Source organism: uncultured Lactobacillus sp. (assembly GCF_947367085.1).
In the GTDB taxonomy this organism is placed as follows: Bacteria; Bacillota; Bacilli; order Lactobacillales; family Lactobacillaceae; genus Lactobacillus.
Genome location: NZ_CANBCP010000002.1, coordinates 34,635 through 55,175, shown reverse-complemented (window position 1 = coordinate 55,175; position 20,541 = coordinate 34,635). Strand labels below are relative to the sequence as shown.

Sequence of the window (20,541 nt, the reverse complement as noted above, 5' to 3'; positions counted from 1 at the left end):
AGGAAATTTATGAAAAATAGGATTTCTAATCTGTCTTATGCCTTTGGGGCATTTGGCAATGATGTTTTTTATGCGACGCTGTCGACATATTTTATTGTGTTTGTAACGACTCACTTGTTTAAAGCTGGTGATAGTCAGATGATCTTCATGATCACTAACTTAATTGCGATCATTCGCATTAGTGAGGTATTAATTGATCCGCTAATTGGAAATGCTATCGATCGGACAATCACACCTTGGGGAAAGTTCAAACCTTGGGTTGTGTGTGGAGGCATTATTAGTTCTTTAGCCTTATTAAGTTTGTTTACTAATCTTGGTGGATTAAATAAAAACGCTCCAATCATCTACTTAATTGCATTTGCATTTTTATACTTAATTATGGACATTTTTTATTCATTTCGAGATACCGGCTTTTGGTCCATGATTCCGGCCTTATCTTTTGATTCTCGTCAAAGAGAAAAAATAGCTACAGGGGCTCGTATTGGCTCAACAATTGGAGCTAATATTGTAGGTGTAGTGATTATGCCGCTGGTTTTGTTTTTTTCCGCAAACAAGTCTAATCCTAATGGTGATCAACAAGGCTGGTTTTGGTTTGCCTTTTTAGTAGCAGTAATTGGAATTTTATCAGCCTTAGCTGTTGGAGTTGGGACTCATGAGATCCAATCTAATTTACGTCAAAATAAGAAAAAGACTACTTTAAGTCAGGTCTTCAAGGTATTAACTAAGAATGATCAGTTAATGGGGTTAGCTCTAGCTTATTGGTTTTATGGGCTAGGCGTGAATACTTTGAATTCTTTGCAGCTGTATTATTTTTCTTATATTTTGGGAAATGCGCATGGTTATACGATTTTATACAGCATTAACACAGTTGTCGGACTCATTTCAGTAACTTTATTTCCATCCTTAGCTAGAAAGTTTAATCGTAAGAGATTGTTTTATATCTGCATTGCAACAATGTTAACGGGGATTAGTATTTATGCTTTAGCCCATGGCAGTTTGGCAATTGTTTTAGTGGGAGCTGAGTTGTTTTTTATTCCGCAACCTTTAGCATTTTTGGTAGTGCTGATGATCATTTCTGATGCTGTTGAATATGGACAATTTAAAACAGGTCACCGCGATGAAGCTTTAACTTTATCAATTCGCCCTTTAATAGATAAATTAGGTGGCGCCTTATCAAATTGGTTTGTTTCTTTAGTAGCAGTTATGGCGGGGATGACGACAGGCGCTCGGATGCAAGACATCAGTAGTCATCAACAAGAGATTTTTAAAATTTGTATGTTTGCTTTTCCAGCAATTATGCTCCTTGTTTCAGTTTTTATTTTTGCTAGAAAGATTTGGCTGACTGAAGATAAACATGCTGAGATCGTTGATCAATTAGAACGTCTTTTTACTAAAAAGCACGCTCATTGTGAAGTCAAAAGTGATGAATCATTTACTTTAAAAAGTCCGATTACTGGAAAATTGCTTTCACTAAGTCAAATTAAGGATGAAACTTTCGTTAGTGAACTGATGGGCTGCGGCTTTGCGATTGAGCCTGAGTCTGGAAAGGTTTATGCTCCTTTTGATGCAACAGTTAAAGTAATTGCTCCTACCAAGCATTATGTCCTAATTGAAAATGAAAATGGATTAGTTGTGTTAATTCATATTGGTCTAGGGACTGCAAAATTAGATGGTACAGGATTTGTCAGTTATGTAAATAATGGTGATAAAGTAAAAAAAGGACAAGAAATAATTGAATTCTGGGATCCTGTAATTAAAAAGTCTAAGTTAGATGATTCAGTAATCGTGCTGATTGTTAATTCTAAAGAGTTTCGTATATCCCAAAAGCAGCCATTTGGCGCAATGGTGAAAAAGATGGAGACTGTTTATAAGTTGAAGGCGGTAGAAAATGATGAAAAATAGAAAAAATAGAGCAGATTTATCCTGGCTAGAAAATCCAGAAGTTTTTGCAGTCAATACAGTTGCGGCTCATTCAGACCACGTTGTATATGCTAGTGACGAGCAATTACTTCAAAAAAAATCAAGTTTAATTCAAAACTTAGATGGACGCTGGAAGCTTAATTACGTAAAAAATATTAATCTTTGGGCTAAGGATTTTTATGAAAATGGTTTTGATGATAGTGGTTTTGGCTTTGTAGATGTCCCAGCCAATTTAGAATTACAAGGTTATGGAAAACCTCAATATGTCAATGTGCAATATCCATTCGATGGTCATGAAAAATTGGAGCCACCTTTAATTCCTAAAAAAGAAAACCCAGTTGCCTCTTATGTACGCTATTTTGATTTAGCAAATGGTTTAAAAGATAAAAGAGTTAACTTACGTTTTGAAGGTGCGGCAACTGCGATTTATGTTTGGCTAAATGGAAAATTTGTTGGCTATAGTGAAGATTCTTTTACCCCAAGTGAATTTGAAGTTACTGAATTTCTTCAAGAAAAAAATAATCGCCTTTGTGTGGCTGTATTTAAATACTCATCGGCTTCTTGGCTGGAAGATCAGGATTTTTGGCGTTTAACTGGAATTTTTAGAAGCGTTGAATTAAGAGCTAAGGCTGATTTACATTTAGAGGATGTTCATCTTACACCCACTTTAAGCAAGAACTTAAGTGAAGGTCAACTTAAAGCAGACTTCAAATTAGACGGGGATATCGATAACAGCTTTTTATCATGTGAGTTAATGGATAATAAGGGGCAAGTAATCCGCAAAACCGAAGTTGGTGTTGAAAACAAGCGCGTTCATTTAAATTGGCGTAAGTTAGCAGTTCTAACTTGGAGTAGTGAGAATCCTAATCTCTATTTTTTGAGAGTAAAGTTATATCTCAAGGATAAATTGCAAGAAGTTAGTCAAGTTCAACTAGGTTTTCGCAGCTTCAAACTTCGTGATGGAATTATGTATTTAAATAACCGCCGAATTGTTTTCAAGGGTGTAAATCGACACGAATTTGATTGTCAAGCTGGGCGAGCCATTAGTAAAAAAGATATTGCTTGGGATCTTAAAACCATGAAACGCAACCATATCAATGCGGTTCGAACATCCCATTATCCAAATCAGACTTATTTTTACGAGATGTGTGATCGACTCGGCCTCTATGTAATTGATGAGACCAATTTAGAAACTCATGGTACCTGGCAAAAAGTAGGCAAAGAAGATGCGACTTATAATGTACCCGCAAGTAAAAAAATATGGCTGGCTGCATGTTTAGATCGCGCTAATAATATGATGCAGCGTGACTATAATCACCCGTGTGTGTTGATCTGGTCTTGTGGTAATGAATCCTATGCTGGTAGTGTCATAGCTAAGATGGCAGATTTCTTGCGTAAAAATGATCTTCATCGCTTAGTGCATTATGAAGGAGTGACGCATAATCGTAAATTTGATCAAGCAAGCGATATCGAAAGCCGAATGTATGCTAAACCACACGAAATTGAAGAATATTTAATGTCTAATCCGAAAAAACCATATATTTCTTGTGAATATATGCATGCCATGGGCAACTCAGTAGGTGACCTACAATCTTATACTGCTTTAGAAAAATATCCTCAGTATCAAGGTGGTTTTATTTGGGACTTTATCGATCAGGGCATTGAGAAAAATGGCAGTTTAGCTTACGGCGGCGATTTTGATGATCGACCAACAGATTATGAATTTTGTGGTGATGGGCTAGTTTTTGCTAATCGAGTAGTTTCACCGAAAATGGCAGCTGTTAAAGCCTTATATAATAATGTTCAGATGAAGTTGAATGATAAAGAGTTAACAGTAGAAAATAAAAATTTGTTCATCGATCTGGAAAAAGAGAAGTTTGTTGCCAATGTCTTACTTAACGGTCGAGTTATCTGGAGTCATTCACTGACTATAAATGTAATGCCAACTGAGTCTGGAGTTTTTAAAATTAAATGGCCCAAAATCGATTTTGAACCAACAGATGAACTAATCTATCAAGTAAGTGAAATTTTAGCCCAAAGCAATGACTGGGCTGATGCAGGATACCAGTTAGGCAAAGTTCAATTTTTAGTACATAAAGCCATTCCAACTTTCGAGCCAGATGGAGCAGGCACCCCAATTGATAGCGATTATAATTTTGGCTTTAGTGGACATAATTATAGTATTTTACTTTCCAAGGAAAGAGGAAAATTAGTTTCAATCAATTATGGTGGTAGTGAATTTTTACAAACTTTGATGCAGCCAACATTTTGGCGGCCATTAACTGATAATGACCGGGGCGCTTGTTACGGTTTTGAGATGGCACAATGGGAAAATGCTGGTAAATTCATGAAGCTGGTAGATTTGAATTTTGAAAAAGAAGAAGAATTTGTTGAAATTAATGCTCAATTTGATTTGCCGGTTGCTTTAAAAGATAAGCTAGACATTCGATATCGCATTGATAAAAGTGGCAAGATTAATATCCAAGCAATCTTCCCTGGTGCTCAGAAAGTAGGGAAGTTGCCGTTATTTGGCTTAGAGTTCGCGATTCCAAATGATTATGATCGTTATCAATATTATGGTTTAGGTCCTAATGAAAGTTATAGTGATCGTTTAGCTGGATCTTATTTTGGAATTTATAAAGGAAAAGTACAAGATAATCTAACTCCATATTTACGCTTACAAGAATGCGGCAATCGCAGTCAGGTTCGTCAATATGATCTTTTGAATAAAGCTGGCGATGGAATTAGAATTCTTGCTAATAAGACGCCACTCAATGTTTCAGCTTTGCCATATTCAACAAGTCAACTTGAAACTACAGATCATTTATCTGATTTAGGCCCAAGTAGATATACTTATGTCCGTGTTATTGCTGCTCAAATGGGAGTTGGTGGGGATGACTCTTGGGGCGCTCAAGTTCATCCTGAGTTTTTATTAGATGCACAGGATCGATATGTTTTAGACTTTACCTTAGCTGCCTTATATAAAAATAATGGTAAAATGTTTTAGTAAATAAAAAATATTTTACTTATTAAAAGAGGATCCAGATGGCAACTATTAAAGATATTGCTGCTAAGGCTGACGTGTCGCCAGCTACTGTCTCAAGAGTGCTTAATTATGATCGTACATTATCGGTCAATGATTCAACGCGTAAGAAGATTTTCCAAATTGCAGAGCAGCTTCACTATGATAAGGCAAAACGTCACTATAAAAGAAGACTCAAGAAAATTGGCGTTGTTTTATGGTGTGACGCAGATCAAGAAATTAAGGATTTGTACTATTATTCAATTAGAAATGGTATCCAGCAAGCTGGCGCAGCTTTGAATTATGAAACGATCATTGTCTATGATAGGGATAGTTTGGCTGGTCTAGCTGATTGTGTTGGAATTATTGTAATTGGTCATCAGCAGTATTCAAAAAAGCGATTAGATGAAATAAAGTCATATCAAAAAACAATGATTTTTGTAGATGAAAACACTTTAGATCAAGGCTATAGCTGTATTGTGTCTGACTTTCATGCTTGTATGAAAGAGATAATTGATCATTTCTTAGAGCATAATCAAAAGAAAATTGGGATGCTGGCAGGAGATTTAGCGTCTGATTATGATAAAAATAATCTAATTGACTTTCGCTTCCAAGACTTCAAAAGTTACATGACCCAACTAGGCTTATTTAATTTAGACAATGTTTTTGTAGGAAAATTTACTCCTGAAAGTGGATATCAAGCAATTAAAGAAGTGTTAGATCAAGGCGTGAAATTACCGCAAGCACTAGTTGTTGCAAATGATGCAATGGCAATTGGAGCTTTGAAAGTCTTAAGAGAAAACAATATTAAAGTTCCAGAAGATGTTAGTTTAATTTCTTTTAATGACACAACGGCTGCTGAATTTGCCAATCCGGCTTTGAGCAGTGTTCACGTTGATACTAATGAAATGGGAAAGTTAGCTGTCTGTGTGCTGCAAAATTTAATCGATAATGATTTTAAGGAGCCATTTAAGGTGGTTGTTAATACAAAAGTTATTTTGCGTGAAAGTAGTATCAATTAAAAAAGTACAAATAAAAATGGTAAGACTAAAAATTCGTCAGTCTTACCATTTTTTGCATATTTGCAAAATATTAAAATATTTTTGATTTTATTATTATGAAAGTGAGTCCCATGCTGGAAGTGGAGTAGGGGTTGAATCAGCAATCTTTCTTTGCTCATCAGTTAAGTAATCTTTGTGAACAATTACTTCATAAACGTAGTCGTTGAACCAGTCGTCACTCATTGTGAAGTAACCCTTGCGGCCAGATTTATCACCCCATGAGTTTTCAACTTTCCACTTACGAACGTCCCCTTCATGGTCTAAGTCAACACCAACCAAGGTCATGGCGTGGGTTACGGCACCTTCACCAGTAGCTAAACGATCTGCTTTAGACATCTTGGTATCAACATTGAACAAGTCATCAGTCTTGTATAATTCATCATCCAAAAAGCCGGTCTTGCGATCCATTTCTTTCAAAACGTCATTACCGAACCAAATACTTTCACCACTCTTCAATTGCTTGATTGCAGCATCTTTTAAGTATTCCATTGGTACGTTTAAGAAAGTAATTGGGATACCACCTTCAACATTATCCTCAAATGGAAGTGAGTAGAGTTTGCCATATTCATGATCAGGTGCATTCGTTAAGCAGACATAATCAGAAAAGTCAAAATCTTTCCAGTATTCATTAAAGAATTGAACAGGAGTTAAACCTTTTTCTAAGTGAAGTTTCTTGTCGTCATCTCTGAATTCTAAGTCAAAGCTCTTAGGTGGTTCACCAACAGCGATTGCAGTCATACGGTAAACTTCGCTTAAGAATTCCTTGCGCTTCTTTTCAACTTCGTCCATCTTGCCTTCGTTGACTAATTTACGCAAAACTAAAGCATCTTTCTTTTCCTTGCGTGCTAAAGCGTCAGCAAAGCCAGAAGTGTGGTTAGTATTAAAGGTTTCTGGCATAGCATTAGTTGGTACAACACCGTATTTCTTAACTAGTGAAGCTGCCATTGCCCATTGACCACCGTCAGTACCTGCAAAGTTCAAATATGCTTTGACAGTACGGTCGTCTAATGGCTTATCAGCGGTGTCAATAATCATGTCATAAAAAATATTAGCGCGTTCAATCTTATCCCAGAAGAAGTTATAAGCTTGAGAAAGAGTAAAGTTCTTGTAGTTATTCTTTTCACCAAAGTAGTGACGTAAAGTATTCAAAGTAGCAAACAACCAGCAACGGCCGGATTGTTGTTGGTTAGTAACGTTGTCAGTTTTAACTTCAACTGAAAAAACATCATTTAAAGTTTCTTCAACTTTAGGATTGAATGAAGCTTCAAGGACACCAGAACGCATTGCAGCACGAGAAACAACGTCGTTTCTGGAATTATCAAAATCTTTGCGGAAACCTTCTATTTCTTGAAAAGTTAATTCGTGAGACATAATTTCATACTTCCTTTTCATATATTTATAATCTTACATTTAATATTCTACCTCAAACTGCTAGCTTAATATAGAAAAAGATATTAGTAATGAGATAAAGGACGAAATTTTGCATATATGCAAAAGCTAATTGACCCCAGTTTTCTGGTTGGTATAATTAAACCGATTTTTATAAAATATATAGAAAAATAAAAGCAAGGAAGTAATACAATGCATAAAAAAGTTTTATTGTCCGGTATGACACTATTAACCGTATTATTTGCGGTGGGCTGTTCTAATAACTCTGCTAAGAGTGATAATAGCGATGCAAAATCTAGTCAAACCAGTAAAAAGAGTCATCATAAGACTAAAAAGCATCAAGAAAAACATACTGAAGATTCTGATAACGAAGATAGTGAATCATCTAACCAATCTTCAAATTCTGATAGCACTCAAACCAATAATGCTACTAATTCTCAACAATCAAGTAACTCAAATATGAATAATTCAAACTCAAATAATCAAAGTTCAAATACTTCAAATTCTAACGATCAATTAGGAGAGCAAAACTTCAAGTTAATTGTTAACGATACAATCAAGCGTGATCAATATCCTGCAGGAACTGGATTGCAAGATTTTGAAGTTCGAGGTGGTAATGGCGTTTATAGTGTAGCTGAGAAAAAGACTGGCGCAGTTATTAATAATTACGTGATGAAAAATGGTAAAATCTATTACAAGGATGTAGCAACTGGAAAGGAAACACCACTTAATTAAGAAGTAATAGATAAAATGGTTTATTTTCAAAAGATGACGCCACAAGGCTATAAACAAATCGAAGATGAAATAGCACGCTTAAAAAAAGATCGTCCAAGGGGAATTAAGATTTTACAAGAAGCTAGAAGCATGGGGGACTTATCTGAAAATTCAGAATATACTACCGCGAAGATGGAATTAGGCCACTTACAAAGTCGCCTGCGCTATTTAGATAAGCAATTGCGTTATGCGGAGATTGTAAAGCCACAAGATGATGGCAAGATTGATTTAGGCTCAAATGTACAGTTGCAATTTGAAGATGATGAAGCAATCGAAAACTATAGAATTGTAGGCCGAATGGAAGCAGATTTAGCAAGCGGTAAAATTTCTTTTGATTCACCACTAGGTCAAGCTTTAATGAAAAAGAAGGCTGGAGAGACTGTAAAAGTTGAAGCTCCAGCTGGTAGTTATCAAGTGAAAATAATCTCAGTCAAATAAAAGGCGTAGGCCACTGGTCTACGTCTTTTAGATTATCTTGGACTTGTTTCTTATTAACTTAATCAACAGTAATATTATTGCTATTATCTTGTGCACTTTGTTTTGGCAAGATAACAGTCAAAACGCCATTTTCATCTTTAGCGGTGATTTGTTTAGCGTTGACATCTGGTAGGTGATAACTTCTTTGAATTCTACCAACGCTTCTTTCTTCATGGATAAGAGTACCTTTTTTATCATCAAGATTAGTAAAAGCCTTGCGAGTACCTGAAACATTCAAGGTTCCATTGTTATAAGAAACATTGATTTCGTTCTTATCCATTCCAGGCATATCTATTTTCACGATATAATCCTTATCAGTTTCTGCAACATCTGATTGCATGATATTTTTGATTGAGCTATCGTCAAAAAAGTCTTTTGGAAAACCAAACCAATCGTTTAACTGATCAATCATTTCGTGGTTACGACTCTTCATTAAATCATTTGCCATACAAATAACTTCCTTTCTTGAGAATTATCTTCATTTCCTTACACCACCCATTGTAATAGCTTGTTTAAAAAAATAAACTATTTAGCTTGAGAGTAAGCAGAATTAAGAAAATCTTAGTGAAAATAAAAATGGACTCGCATATTGTGAGTCCATTTTTGTCGAATGAAACTGATTTAAAAAGTTATTCTTTTCCTAAATCTTCACCATTTGATGCAATAACATTCTTGTACCAGTAGAAGGAATCTTTTCTAGAACGCTTTAAGCTTCCTTTGCCTTCGTCATCTTTATCAACGTAAATAAAGCCATAGCGTTTAGACATTTGACCAGTACCAGCACTAACTAAGTCAATGCAGCCCCATGGAGTGTAGCCCATTAAGTCAACTCCGTCGAATTTAACAGCTCTTTCCATGGCAATGATGTGTTCTTTTAAGTATTCAATTCTGTATGGATCATGAATTGAGCCATCAGCTTCAACTTTATCATAAGCACCCATACCATTTTCAACAATGAATAACGGCTTGTGGTAACGGTCAGTTAAGAAGTTAAGTGCCCATCTTAAGCCTTTAGGATCAATTGTCCAGTTCCAGTCGGTTTGTTTTAAGTACTTGTTTGCAATAGTTACAGCTGGAATGTCAATTTTATCATCATCAACAGTCATCTTATCTGCGGAAACATTATTTGATGAGTAGTATGAAAAACCAACATAGTCAACTGTACCATCTTTAAGAACTTGACGGTCTTCTTCAGTGATATCTGGACGATAGCCATGTCTTTCGATGTAAGCTTCAACAGCTTTTGGATATTCGCCCCAGCAGTGAACGTCTGAGAACCAACTTCTAAATTGCATTACTCTTTGAGCAAGTAAAACATCTTCAGGATCAGAAGTTGCTGGATAAAATGGGGTGAAGTTAATCATACAACCAATCTTAAAGTTAGGATTGATTTGGTGACCCTTAATTACGGCAATAGCGCTAGCTACTAATTCATAGTGAGCAGCTTGAAACATTGCAGCTTCCGGATCTTTTTGATCTTCAACAAAATAACCAGAGTTAGTCATAGTTTGGAACTTACCAGCCCAGTCAGCTTGATTATCAATTTCATTGAAAGTCATCCAATATTTGACACTGTCTTTGTAGCGCTTAAAGCAAGTTTCAGCAAAACGAACATAAAAGTCGATTACCTTACGGTTGGTAAAGCCACCATATTTTTCTACTAAATGATATGGCATTTCAAAGTGGGCTAAAGTGATAACGGGTTCGATTCCATATTTATGACATGTAGCAAATAAGTCATCATAAAACTTCAGTCCTGCTTCATTTGGCTGCTTATCATCGCCATTAGGAAAGATTCTAGTCCAAGCAATCGAGGTTCTAAAACACTTAAAGCCCATTTCAGCCATTAATTTAATATCTTCTTTATAGTGGTGATAAAAATCGATAGCAGAGTGGTTAGGATAATTTTTTCCTTCCTCAACTCCATGAGTAATTTCACGAGGCTTATCTACAGAACCAGCAGTCATTACATCAGCTACTGAGACTCCTTTGCCATCTTCGTTCCATGCACCTTCTAATTGGTGTGCAGCAACAGCACCACCCCATAAAAAGCCCTTTGGCATCTTATATCCAGTCATAAAATAATACTTCCTTTCGAAAAAAATAAATTATTTTTGTTTTACTCTTGAAAGCACTTTCATTTTAGTATATTATACAGGTGTTGTCAAAATTGTTTAGGAACAATTCAGAAAGGAAAGAAACAATATGGCTAAAAAAGATCCAGAATTAGAAGCTAAAAAGCATGACATGAGTGTACGGTCAATGTATTTTAGCCGCTACTTGATGATCAGATACTTTTCAGCAGCTTATGTATTTACAAATCTATTTTGGCTAGTTTTTTCAGTTTCCTATCAAGATATTGTTGCTTCAATCGTAGCGGGAATTTTATTAACTTTAATTCTAATTGCTTCTATTGAGCAAGCTAGCAAGTGGCACAAAAAAGATACTGATTTGAGATTTACGACTTTGTATTATGGAGTTCAACTGATTTCAAATGTACTTTTAGCCGCTATTTGCTACAGCCCACTTGGAAAAGTATTTTTCCCATTCATGACTACAAGCGGAGTCTCACATGTAATTTTTACAATTTTAATTGCGGGAATTCTAGGCTGTATTCTGATTTTGAAGAGAATTCAAACTATTCAAAGTGGGAAAGATAAGTACTTACGAGCAATTAAGACATTTGAAAGAAACAGACAGTAGACACATAAGAGGGGGATTAAATTATGTCAGATACTGCTAAACCTTCATTTAAGGATAATATGATGAAGTATCTCGGTAAGTTCTCTGGTTCACGTTTTGTACGTGCAATCATGGGTGCCGGATATTCAATCATTGCCTTTTCAATTATTGGATCAATGTTTTTGATCTTAACTGTATTGCCACAAGTTATTAAGGCTGACTGGTTTGTGGACTTCTATAATGCAACAATTGGTCGTTTTAACAACATTTATACAGTTATTTACAATGCCACAATGGGTATTATCGCGATCTTCTTTGCTGGATCATTTGCATATAACTATGCTGACATTTATCGTAAAGAAGAAAATTTGTTGCTTGACCCACTTAACGCAGTTTTTCTTACTTTGATGGGATTATTTATCACTGTTCCTCAATTAATTTGGAAAGGTGGACAAACTGCTTGGGTTAACATCTTAAAAGATGGTAACGTTGTCGCAAATGGTTATGGTGTTTCTGGTTCTGGTTTAACTAGAATCGGTGCAACTGGTATTTTTACAGGGTTAATTGTTGCTTGGTTAACTGTTCAAATTTACCGTTACTGTATGAAACATAATTTAAGAATTAAAATGCCTGCATCTGTTCCTGCTGGTGTTTCTAATTCATTTTCAGCAATGATTCCAGGTTTCTTAATTGCCTTTATTATTGCCGTTATTGACGTTATCTTAATTGTTTTAGGTACTGATATTTTCCAACTTCTATACATTCCATTCTCATTTATTTCAAACATTGCTGGAAGTTGGTGGGGAGTATTAATTATCTTCTTCCTAATCGGGCTATTATGGTGGTTCGGTATCCACGGTGCTACTATTATTTCAAGTTTCTATCAAGCAATTGTTTTATCTAATATGGCTGCTAATGCTCACGGAGCTCATCTCGTGTTTGCAGGTGAATTTACTAATGCCTTTGTATTTATGGGTGGATCTGGTGCTACCTTAGGTATGGCTATGTGGATGGCCTTTGCAGCCAAATCTAAGCAATTACACGAATTAGGTAAACTTGAAGCAGTACCTGCTATTTTCAACATTAACGAGCCTATCTTGTTTGGTTTACCAATTGTTTATAACGTATATTTATTTGTACCATTCTTGCTTGCACCAATGGCTTGTTCAATGGTCGCTTATGCAGCTATTGCTTTAAGAATCGTACCAGTAATTCGTTTCCAACAACCTTGGCCAACACCTATTGGTTTAGGTGGTATGATTGCTACTGCTAGTTGGCAAGGATTTGTTTTGGCCGTAGTAAATGCAATTATTGCTTTCTTTATTTGGTATCCATTTATCAAACACTACGACAATAAGCTTCTTAAGCAAGAACAAGCTGATGAGGCAAGTAATGCTGCTCAAAAATAATAAGCAATTAAGTGAAAATCTCCATGGGCACAAACCTACGGAGATTTTTTATGTGAATTAGAGTTATTTAAGTAAGAGAAATACTATGAAAAAATATCAAGTTGTTGCTAATAAGATAAGAAAATATATCGCTGAAAAAAATTTGAAGCATGGGGACCAACTTCCCAAAATTACAGATTTGATGGAACAATTTAAAGTAGGTAAGTCGACAGTCTTGCAAGCTTTAACTTTGTTAGATCAACAAGGTATGGTTTATAAAATACAAGGCTCAGGGATCTTTGTTAGAACCTCGCCACAAACTGGGAAAGGTTTCATGTCTTTAGGGACTAACCGGGGCTTTGGGGATGTTTTATCTAATCCAACAAGTGTGGTTTATAGTGTTAAAGAAGTAAAACAGCCTCCTAAGTGGGCTCAAGAATTGCTTGGAAAAAAGCCCTGCTTTGAAATTAAGCGTCTAAGAAAAGATAATGATAAGCCCTTCGTTTATGAAGAATCATATTATTTAAAGTCTGTTGTACCATTTTTGACACCGCAACTGGCTGAAGGATCCCTGTTTAGCTATATTAGAAAGGCTCTGGGGCATGAGATTCGTTTTTCAGATAAGTATATGCAGATTAAGAAAATAAACGATCAAGAAGCAAAAATATTGCAATTGCAGCCAGGTGATCCGGCATTAGAAGTACATGATTTTTATTATCTTGATGATGGCGAAATTTTTGACGCTTCTCGTTTGGTCTATCACTATAAAAATGCTAAGTTCTTTGACCAAAGTGCTGATGAATTGATTTAAAGTATTTTAGATTACGTATAACTCTCTAGTTTAATAATTGAATAAGTATACAAAAAGAGATCTAACCTTAAAGTTAGATCTCTTTTCGTGATGTGAGTTTTCGTATCTATTTTAAACTTATTTTTGCAATTAGTCTAAGTCTTTTCCGTTAGAACTGATAACTTTTTTGTACCAGTCGAAAGAATCTTTAGGATATCTCTTTAAAGATCCGTTTCCGCGATCATCACGATCAACATAAACAAAGCCATAACGCTTCTTCATTTCGCCAGTCCCGTTAGACACTAAATCAATTGCTGACCACATGGTGTAACCCATTAAATCGACGCCATCTAAATCTACGGCTTGCTCCATAGATTTGATTTGAGAGCGGAGGTACTTAATGCGGTAATCATCATGAATTGAGTGATCATCTTCTAACTTATCATCCCAGCCAAGGCCATTTTCGACAACCCAGAGAGGTTTATGATATCGATCCCATAAATCGTTCAAAGCTAGACGTAAGACGTCAGGATCAGTTGCCCAGCCCCAAGCGTTACTTTCTAAATATGGGTTCACAACGCCACCAGCTGAAACATTACCATTGGCCTTAGCTTCTTTGTTATGAGTCGTTAAAACATTTGATGTATAGCAAGAAAAACTTAAAAAGTCTACTGGATAATCTTTAATTAGGTCATAATCTTCAGGGCGATCATCTAGTTTAATTCCATCTCGCTGGTATTGCTTTAAGCGATAATCCGGATAGCGTCCGCCAGCTTGAACGTCAGAATAAAAGAGCATTTCTTGCTTAGCTTTCATGACTTTGATTTGGTCAGCTGGATCACAAGTATAAGGATAAATTGCACTATAAGCTAACATCATGCCGACTTTGTTATGAGGGTCGATTTCATGAGCTAATTTAACTACCTTAGAGCTAGCAACAAATTGATTATGAGCACCTTGAGCACGGTTTTGCTCGCTATCATCAATTAAACCGCCACCCATATAAGGAGCCATGTCCATGGCGTTAATTTCATTAAAAGTAAGCCAATATTTAACTTTCCCCTTATAATGCTTCATCACAATTTCACTGTAGTGGGTGAAAGCATCAATTAAACGACGATCTTTCCAGCCACCAAAGCGCTGAATAAGTGATAGAGGAGTTTCATAGTGAGACAAGGTAACTAGGGGCTTAATGTCGTATTTTGCGCATTCATCAAAGACTTTATCGTAAAATGCTAAGCCTTCTTGGTTAGGTTTTTCATCATCACCATTTGGCAAGATTCTTGACCAATTTAAAGATAAACGAAAAACGTCAAAGCCCATCTCGGCCATATATTTGATGTCTTCTTTATAGTGGTGATAAAAATCAGTTCCTTGATGGCTAGGATAATAGTAACCGTCAACTAGTTGAGGTGTGGCATCTTGAGGTAAAGAAAATTTTTTGCCCCAAACTAAATCAGTTGTTCCACTTTCGCCATTAGCTTTTTTCCAGGTAACTTTTCGAGGCTCTGTAGCAGATCCGTTTGTTAAAACATCGACAGCATTTAAGCCTTTACCGCCTTCATCAAAGCCACCTTCATATTGGTTAGCGGCACTTGCGCCGCCCCACATAAAATTCTTTGGTAATGCCATGTTTCCTCCTTACTAATTAAAAACTTTTAGTTTCTAAAACTACGTAATTACGTTCATCAAAGCGATTGCGACTAGTAGAATATTCAATTGGTTGACCATTGGATAACCAAATAATTTGTTCTAATTCCAAAATTGGATCATCTTTTTTTGCTTTTAAAAATTCTTGATCCCATTTGTCGGCTTTAGTAGCTTTGATTTTACGATAGGCAACACTAAACTTTAACTTCAATTCTTTATGTAGATACTCGTAGATTGAATCATTCAAGACCACATAGTCAAGATTTGGAACTAATTTAACCGGCATGTAAGTGTGCTCTAATACAAATGGCTTTTGGTCAAGTCGACGCAAGCGCAGGATATTATAAACCGGTTCATTGTTTTTTATGCGCAAGTTTTTTTGAATTTCTTCGTTGGGAAAGTCAATAGTGAAATGAAGCACTTCGCTTGTGATATGATCTTTACCCATTTCCTCTTGTAAGCCAAAAAAACCATTTGCAGCAGCGTCGTTTTTTTCCTTAATTGGAATATCGCCTAATACAAAAGTTCCAAGACCTGATTGCTTATAAACAAGGCCCTTGCGTTCTAGACCATCAAGCGCTTTTTTCACAGTCAAACGACTGACGCCGAGTTCTTTCGCGAGGGCCTCTTGATCAGGCAGGGGAGTTTGTGTTTTGTAAGTCCCGTCCTTGATGCGATTTTGAATTATCCGAGCAACTTTTAGATACTTTGCTTCGGGCATGATTATTTTTCTTCGGCTAACTTCTTGTAAACATCAACGACTTCTTTAGCTAAATCAATAAAAGTAATCGCAGTCATCAAGTGATCTTGTGCGTGCACCATGTATAAATCAACTTTTACGTGATCGCCTTGAGCTTCCTTAGTAAGCATGTCGGTTTGAACATTGTGGGCATTAACTAAAGCTTCATTTGCTTGGTGAATAAAATCATCTGCTTTTTCAAAGTCGCCTTTCTTAGCAGCTTGAATGGCTTGCATTGCGGCAGCTTTACCATTACCAGCTTGCATAATAATTCCCATTACGACTTCCATGTTTTGACTATTTTCTTGTGCCATTGTGACTAGCTCCTTTAAGTTTCGTTTTTTTAAAAAATAAAAAATGCTGGAGACATTGTTTTGCATTGTCTACAGCATCTCTTTAAAGTTAATATCTAATTATTTTTCGCCCATTAATTCCATTGCGGTGTGAAGTACTTTTTCTCCATTCATCATGCCGTAATCTTGCATGTTAATGACTGCTAATGGAATACCTGCAGCATCAGTTAATTTTTGAACACTGTCTTTCATGTATTGAACTTGAGGTCCAAGCATCAATACGTCTGGGTGATCTTTGTCTAATTCATCTTGAATACCAGAAGCTGCAGTAGCAAAGATCTTGTAGTCTTTACCTTCAGCCTTAGCTGCGTTTTGCATCTTTGAAACAAGTAATGAAGTTGACATACCAGCTGCACATGCTAACATAATAGTTTTTTCTGCCATAATAATTATCTCCCTTTGATTATAAAAGTGTTTATCTAAATTAATAAATGTATGTACTTTCCTTTTCCTTGAAAGCACTTTCATTATACACTATTTTTTTGTTCCGGAACAATTTTTTTAATACTTTTTTGAATAATTAAGCATTTTCTGCTTCGCTATTTGCTCCTTCTTCAGTTTCTTCGTTCTTTGCAGTTGCTGCCATTACGCTATCGTTAGCTTTAACAAATGGAATGTAAATTAAGACACCGATTACTAAAATTAATACTTGTAAGACAACTGCACGCCAGTCACCAGCAGTAGCTAAAAATGGGGCAACAATTACTGGGGTTGTCCAAGGAATTTGAATTACACAAGGACTAATCCAGCCAATGCTAGTAGCAACATATGAAAGAATAATACCGATAGTAGGAATTAAAACAAATGGAATTGCCATCGTAATGTTGTAGACAATCGGGTAACCAAAGATAACAGGTTCGTTAATATTGAATAAACCAGGAGCAATAGACAATTTTGCTACCGTTTTAGAAGCTTTATTTCTTGAAACCAGAAAGACTGCAATTAATAAACACAAAGTACAACCGGACCCACCTAACAAGGCAAAAGTCTGAATTTGAGACACATTAATAATGTTTGGAATAGTTACATGAGCTTGGTAAGCTGCAATATTTTCAGTGATATTAACGATTAATAATGGCTCAAGAATTGAAGAGTAAATAACTGCTTGGTGAATTCCAAATAACCAGAGTAAGTTTCCTAAAGCATATAAGAAAACTGTACCCCATAAACTCGTTCCAACATGACGTAATGGTTCTTGGATGAAAGTAGTGATTAAGTTAATCAGATTCATACCAAATAAGTCATATAAAAGAGCTGAAATGATACCAAATGAGGCTAAAACAATGATTACAGGAATTAAAACACTGAAAGATTGTCCGACAGCAGGAGGGATGTTGTCGCCTAAGTTAATTTGGAATTTTTTAACTTTAGATAGACGTACAAATAATTCAGTAGCAAGTAATCCGATGATTACGCCAGCAAACATTGAGCCAGTTCCTAAATTAGTAAAAGGCATCACACCAGTTGCACTAACAGCTTTTTTTGCTCCATCTGGGATGATTTGAACTACGTTAGGCATCATTACAATCAAAGTCGCAATTGATACCATTGAAGCAGCTAGTGGGTTCTTAAAGCCGCGGTTTTGGGAAAGATGATAACCAATAAGTCCAGCGATTAAGATACCTGAGATATTCAAGGTACCGTTTGTTAAAACAGTTCCCCAATATTGGACATCTGCTAATGTCTTACCATGAAAAATCCAGGTAAAGACAGTATTATTTAATAAAACTGCTAATCCAGCCAGGATATAAAGGGGCATGATCGTGGCAAAGGCATCACGTAATGAGCGCAGGTGAATTTGGTTACCTAGTTTAACGGCAATCTTGGTTAAGCCTTGGATAGCTTTAGAATTTTGGATTTTTGAATTGTCCATGATTTCTCCTTTAGTTATTCTTTAAAGTTCATCGCCATTGTCTTTTAAGACTTTTTGGAACCAGTAAAATGACTTCTTTGGAACGCGCTTTAAGTCTTTAAGATCATGATTGGTGCGGTTAACGTAGACTGCACCGTAGCGCTTTTCGATATCGGCATGAGAACTAGGAATGTCAATTAAGCCCCAGCCTAAGTAGCCGATTACTTTAGCCCCATCGATAAAGACAGCGTCTTTTAAGGCTTTGATGTGGTCACGATGATAAGCAATTCGTTCATCATCTTCAATCATATGCTCGCCATCCCAGTGCTCTTTAAGACCAATTCCGTTTTCAATTGGAAAGACAGGAATATGGTAGCGATTGTACATTGTAGTAATGGCATTTCTAAAGCCAAGTGGATCAATTGACCAACCCCAGTCATTAGTTTTAAGAAACTTATTTTCTACAGTTGCATCGTTTAAGTAGCGGTTAGGTGCGGTATTTTCTGGAATTTTATCTGAGTCTAAAACATTTGAAGAATAATAAGAAAATGCCAAAAAGTCAGCTTTTGCCTTCTTCATTTCAACTAAATCTTCATCACGAATATCCATTTGAATATTATGATCTTTAACATACTGTATGACTTGAGGGGAGTAGCCACGACCGGTATCGGCATCATAAATATTAAAATCTAAGAATTCGGTTGCTTGTTTAGCGGCTAAAACATCACTTGGCTGACAAGTTTCAGGATAGATTTGTGCATAAGCCAGCATGCCACCAATTTTAACGTCGCTGTATTTTTCATGAATGTAATTTGCTAAACGAATATGCGACATCATAGTGTGATGAAAGATGGTATACATGTCATCTAAGGTTTTATCACCTTTTTCATAGCCAGAAATTTGGAAGACTTCATCTTGGAAGTAAAGGTTATGTTCGTTAAAGACGATCCAATATTTAACACGATCACTAAAATGATCAATCATTTTTTTACCAAATCGTACAAAGGCGTCAACTACATGGCGTGACATAAAGCCGTTGTATTCTTTGGCTAAATGAAGTGGCATATCAAAGTGATATAAGCAAATCATTGGTTCAATGCCGCGTTTAAGCATGGCGTTAACTAAGCGGTCATAAAAGGCAATTCCTTTTTCGTTGAACTCGCCATCGCCATCAGGACAAACACGTGACCAGGAAATTTGGATCCGGTACATGTTCATATTCATTTCTTTCATCAAGTCTAAGTCTTCGTCATATCTATGATATTCGTCGATTGCTACATGCCAGTCAGTGGTATTTTCTGTAGCTGGACGGATGTCATAAACGGATAAGCCCTTACCATCTTCGTTCCAGGCACCTTCAGTTTGCATACTTGAAACTGAATTTCCCCAGAAAAAGTCGGACGGTAATTTACGGTTATTGTTCATTATTTCTATCCTCCTGTGTAAGTGCTTTCATAAAGTACATTTTTATTATAAGGCCTTTTTGCACGTAAAGTAAATAGTTTTAAATCAAAAATATATACTTTTATTTAGAGCGAAAGAAAAAAGCTTGAAAACTCAAGCTTTTTAAAGAATTATTTTTGATGTTCATTTTCAAAATCAGCAATTGCGCCTCGTAAGTTAGCATCAGCTTTCAGCTGACAGACGCTAATTTCAGGTTTTAAAGTTGTAATGTCAAAGTTATGACGAATTCGATCAATTTCATCATTGATCAGAGCTACTAGTTCTGGATTATTGGAAATTCCACCGCCTAAGACAATTTTCTCTGGATCAAAGCTATGTTGAATATTGAAAATTGCGCTTGCTAGGGCATGGAGCAAGATATCTCTTTCTTTAGTAGCAATTGGATCACCATCATCAGCTAAAGCAAAGACAGTTTTTCCATCAAAGTTTTTGCCGGTTTGCTCGTTATAGCGCTTAGCCATAGCAACAGGGGATGCGATGGAGCTTAATTGTTTTCCATCAATTAACATATATCCAAATTCTCCACCATAAAGGTGAGCGCCATGCCATATTTTTTGATTGATAATAATGCTGCCGCCAACACCTGTACCAATGACAAAGAATGCCAAACTACTGCATCCCTTAGCTGTGCCATCAGCTAATTCTCCTAAGGCTGCACAATTTGCATCATTTTCAATACTTACCGGTAGACCGAATCTTTTTTCTAATTCAGGAACTATCTTAAAGTTATGAATATAAGGCAGGGCACTGGCACCTTCAATGACACCAGTTTCTTTATTTACAGCACCTGGAGAAGAAATGGCTACGCCACAGGCATTAACTTTTTGTTTTAGCTCATTAACTCCGTCAGTTAATTCTTCATAAAAAGTATTCAAATCTTGAGGAGTATCGATTGAAAACTCCTTATGTAATTTATTATTTTTCCAGCTGGCAAACTTAATACTTGTACCACCAATATCGATCGCAATAAGATTCATAAA

Annotated in this window: 18 protein-coding genes; 8 read left to right on the top strand and 10 right to left on the bottom strand. The window is 36.1% G+C overall.

All coding sequences use genetic code 11. The features are described from left to right. Positions 1-9: 9 nt before the first annotated feature. Genes Q0Y70_RS00675 through Q0Y70_RS00665 form a run of 3 tightly spaced genes read left to right on the top strand, consistent with a single transcriptional unit; the run spans position 10 to position 5,964 of the window. On the top strand, positions 10-1,902 hold the full coding sequence (locus Q0Y70_RS00675; protein WP_297815291.1) for a glycoside-pentoside-hexuronide (GPH):cation symporter: 1,893 nt from the start codon (positions 10-12) through the stop codon (positions 1,900-1,902). Next, positions 1,892-4,927 carry a glycoside hydrolase family 2 TIM barrel-domain containing protein gene (locus Q0Y70_RS00670; RefSeq protein ID WP_297815367.1) on the top strand — a complete coding sequence of 1,012 codons (3,036 nt, stop codon included), beginning with the start codon at positions 1,892-1,894 and terminating at the stop codon, positions 4,925-4,927. The genes Q0Y70_RS00675 and Q0Y70_RS00670 overlap by 11 nt, the downstream gene beginning before the upstream one ends. Positions 4,928-4,965: 38 nt before the next feature. Continuing rightward, complete coding sequence (locus Q0Y70_RS00665) at positions 4,966-5,964, top strand: LacI family DNA-binding transcriptional regulator (protein WP_297815289.1); 999 nt, start codon at positions 4,966-4,968, stop codon at positions 5,962-5,964. 93 nt (positions 5,965-6,057) lie between these two features. Here the strand turns inward: Q0Y70_RS00665 and Q0Y70_RS00660 are convergent, their stop codons facing one another. Beyond that, positions 6,058-7,374, bottom strand: a complete 1,317-nt coding sequence (locus Q0Y70_RS00660) for a C1 family peptidase (protein WP_297815286.1) — start codon at positions 7,372-7,374, stop codon at positions 6,058-6,060. A gap of 210 nt (positions 7,375-7,584) precedes the next feature. Between Q0Y70_RS00660 and Q0Y70_RS00655 the strand changes: the two genes are divergently transcribed. Beyond that, positions 7,585-8,127, top strand: a complete 543-nt coding sequence (locus tag Q0Y70_RS00655) for a hypothetical protein (protein WP_297815284.1) — start codon at positions 7,585-7,587, stop codon at positions 8,125-8,127. Between the two features lie 15 nt (positions 8,128-8,142). After that, positions 8,143-8,604: a transcription elongation factor GreA gene (greA, locus tag Q0Y70_RS00650; protein ID WP_297815282.1), complete on the top strand. Its 462-nt coding sequence runs from the start codon at positions 8,143-8,145 to the stop codon at positions 8,602-8,604. 58 nt (positions 8,605-8,662) lie between these two features. Here greA and Q0Y70_RS00645 read toward each other — a convergent pair whose 3' ends face one another. Both Q0Y70_RS00645 and Q0Y70_RS00640 read right to left on the bottom strand, forming a co-directional pair. Then, positions 8,663-9,091, bottom strand: a complete 429-nt coding sequence (locus tag Q0Y70_RS00645; protein ID WP_297815279.1) for an Hsp20/alpha crystallin family protein — start codon at positions 9,089-9,091, stop codon at positions 8,663-8,665. A 181-nt stretch (positions 9,092-9,272) separates the two neighbouring features. Continuing rightward, positions 9,273-10,721, bottom strand: a complete 1,449-nt coding sequence (locus Q0Y70_RS00640) for a 6-phospho-beta-glucosidase (protein ID WP_297815277.1) — start codon at positions 10,719-10,721, stop codon at positions 9,273-9,275. A gap of 127 nt (positions 10,722-10,848) precedes the next feature. Here Q0Y70_RS00640 and Q0Y70_RS00635 point away from each other — a divergent pair, with 127 nt between their 5' ends. From Q0Y70_RS00635 to Q0Y70_RS00625, 3 genes are all read left to right on the top strand, one after another. Then, positions 10,849-11,346: a PTS cellobiose transporter subunit IIA gene (locus Q0Y70_RS00635; RefSeq protein WP_297815275.1), complete on the top strand. Its 498-nt coding sequence runs from the start codon at positions 10,849-10,851 to the stop codon at positions 11,344-11,346. 23 nt (positions 11,347-11,369) lie between these two features. After that, entirely contained in the window at positions 11,370-12,734 is a 1,365-nt protein-coding gene (gene celB, locus Q0Y70_RS00630) for a PTS cellobiose transporter subunit IIC (protein ID WP_297815272.1), read from the top strand. Positions 12,735-12,819: 85 nt separating this feature from the next. Continuing rightward, positions 12,820-13,524, top strand: a complete 705-nt coding sequence (locus Q0Y70_RS00625) for a GntR family transcriptional regulator (RefSeq protein WP_297815269.1) — start codon at positions 12,820-12,822, stop codon at positions 13,522-13,524. A gap of 129 nt (positions 13,525-13,653) precedes the next feature. Here Q0Y70_RS00625 and Q0Y70_RS00620 read toward each other — a convergent pair whose 3' ends face one another. From Q0Y70_RS00620 to Q0Y70_RS00590, 7 genes are all read right to left on the bottom strand, one after another. Beyond that, positions 13,654-15,135, bottom strand: coding sequence for a glycoside hydrolase family 1 protein (locus tag Q0Y70_RS00620; RefSeq protein ID WP_297815267.1), 1,482 nt, complete (start codon positions 15,133-15,135; stop codon positions 13,654-13,656). Between the two features lie 16 nt (positions 15,136-15,151). Further along, the gene (locus Q0Y70_RS00615; protein ID WP_297815264.1) at positions 15,152-15,874 is read right to left on the bottom strand and encodes a GntR family transcriptional regulator; all 723 of its coding nucleotides are present in this window, start codon (positions 15,872-15,874) and stop codon (positions 15,152-15,154) included. Positions 15,875-15,876: 2 nt separating this feature from the next. Further along, entirely contained in the window at positions 15,877-16,206 is a 330-nt protein-coding gene (locus tag Q0Y70_RS00610; RefSeq protein WP_297815261.1) for a PTS lactose/cellobiose transporter subunit IIA, read from the bottom strand. 99 nt (positions 16,207-16,305) lie between these two features. Continuing rightward, entirely contained in the window at positions 16,306-16,629 is a 324-nt protein-coding gene (locus Q0Y70_RS00605; RefSeq protein ID WP_297815258.1) for a PTS sugar transporter subunit IIB, read from the bottom strand. 136 nt (positions 16,630-16,765) lie between these two features. Continuing rightward, positions 16,766-18,118: a PTS sugar transporter subunit IIC gene (locus Q0Y70_RS00600; protein WP_297815256.1), complete on the bottom strand. Its 1,353-nt coding sequence runs from the start codon at positions 18,116-18,118 to the stop codon at positions 16,766-16,768. A 21-nt stretch (positions 18,119-18,139) separates the two neighbouring features. After that, entirely contained in the window at positions 18,140-19,522 is a 1,383-nt protein-coding gene (locus Q0Y70_RS00595) for a glycoside hydrolase family 1 protein (protein ID WP_297815253.1), read from the bottom strand. Positions 19,523-19,671: 149 nt separating this feature from the next. Then, a complete protein-coding gene (locus tag Q0Y70_RS00590; RefSeq protein ID WP_297815251.1) occupies positions 19,672-20,538 on the bottom strand; it encodes an ROK family protein in 867 nt (288 codons plus the stop codon). Positions 20,539-20,541: the final 3 nt, after the last annotated feature.

Coding starts and splice junctions, on each gene's coding strand:
- Q0Y70_RS00595 (WP_297815253.1), bottom strand. CDS start 19,522: ATGAACAATAACCGTAAATTACCGTCCGACTTTTTCTGGGGAAATTCA.
- Q0Y70_RS00635 (WP_297815275.1), top strand. CDS start 10,849: ATGGCTAAAAAAGATCCAGAATTAGAAGCTAAAAAGCATGACATGAGT.
- Q0Y70_RS00600 (WP_297815256.1), bottom strand. CDS start 18,118: ATGGACAATTCAAAAATCCAAAATTCTAAAGCTATCCAAGGCTTAACC.
- celB (WP_297815272.1), top strand. CDS start 11,370: ATGTCAGATACTGCTAAACCTTCATTTAAGGATAATATGATGAAGTAT.
- Q0Y70_RS00610 (WP_297815261.1), bottom strand. CDS start 16,206: ATGGCACAAGAAAATAGTCAAAACATGGAAGTCGTAATGGGAATTATT.
- Q0Y70_RS00590 (WP_297815251.1), bottom strand. CDS start 20,538: ATGAATCTTATTGCGATCGATATTGGTGGTACAAGTATTAAGTTTGCC.
- greA (WP_297815282.1), top strand. CDS start 8,143: ATGGTTTATTTTCAAAAGATGACGCCACAAGGCTATAAACAAATCGAA.
- Q0Y70_RS00645 (WP_297815279.1), bottom strand. CDS start 9,091: ATGGCAAATGATTTAATGAAGAGTCGTAACCACGAAATGATTGATCAG.
- Q0Y70_RS00655 (WP_297815284.1), top strand. CDS start 7,585: ATGCATAAAAAAGTTTTATTGTCCGGTATGACACTATTAACCGTATTA.
- Q0Y70_RS00620 (WP_297815267.1), bottom strand. CDS start 15,135: ATGGCATTACCAAAGAATTTTATGTGGGGCGGCGCAAGTGCCGCTAAC.
- Q0Y70_RS00665 (WP_297815289.1), top strand. CDS start 4,966: ATGGCAACTATTAAAGATATTGCTGCTAAGGCTGACGTGTCGCCAGCT.
- Q0Y70_RS00605 (WP_297815258.1), bottom strand. CDS start 16,629: ATGGCAGAAAAAACTATTATGTTAGCATGTGCAGCTGGTATGTCAACT.
- Q0Y70_RS00625 (WP_297815269.1), top strand. CDS start 12,820: ATGAAAAAATATCAAGTTGTTGCTAATAAGATAAGAAAATATATCGCT.
- Q0Y70_RS00675 (WP_297815291.1), top strand. CDS start 10: ATGAAAAATAGGATTTCTAATCTGTCTTATGCCTTTGGGGCATTTGGC.
- Q0Y70_RS00670 (WP_297815367.1), top strand. CDS start 1,892: ATGAAAAATAGAAAAAATAGAGCAGATTTATCCTGGCTAGAAAATCCA.
- Q0Y70_RS00640 (WP_297815277.1), bottom strand. CDS start 10,721: ATGACTGGATATAAGATGCCAAAGGGCTTTTTATGGGGTGGTGCTGTT.
- Q0Y70_RS00660 (WP_297815286.1), bottom strand. CDS start 7,374: ATGTCTCACGAATTAACTTTTCAAGAAATAGAAGGTTTCCGCAAAGAT.
- Q0Y70_RS00615 (WP_297815264.1), bottom strand. CDS start 15,874: ATGCCCGAAGCAAAGTATCTAAAAGTTGCTCGGATAATTCAAAATCGC.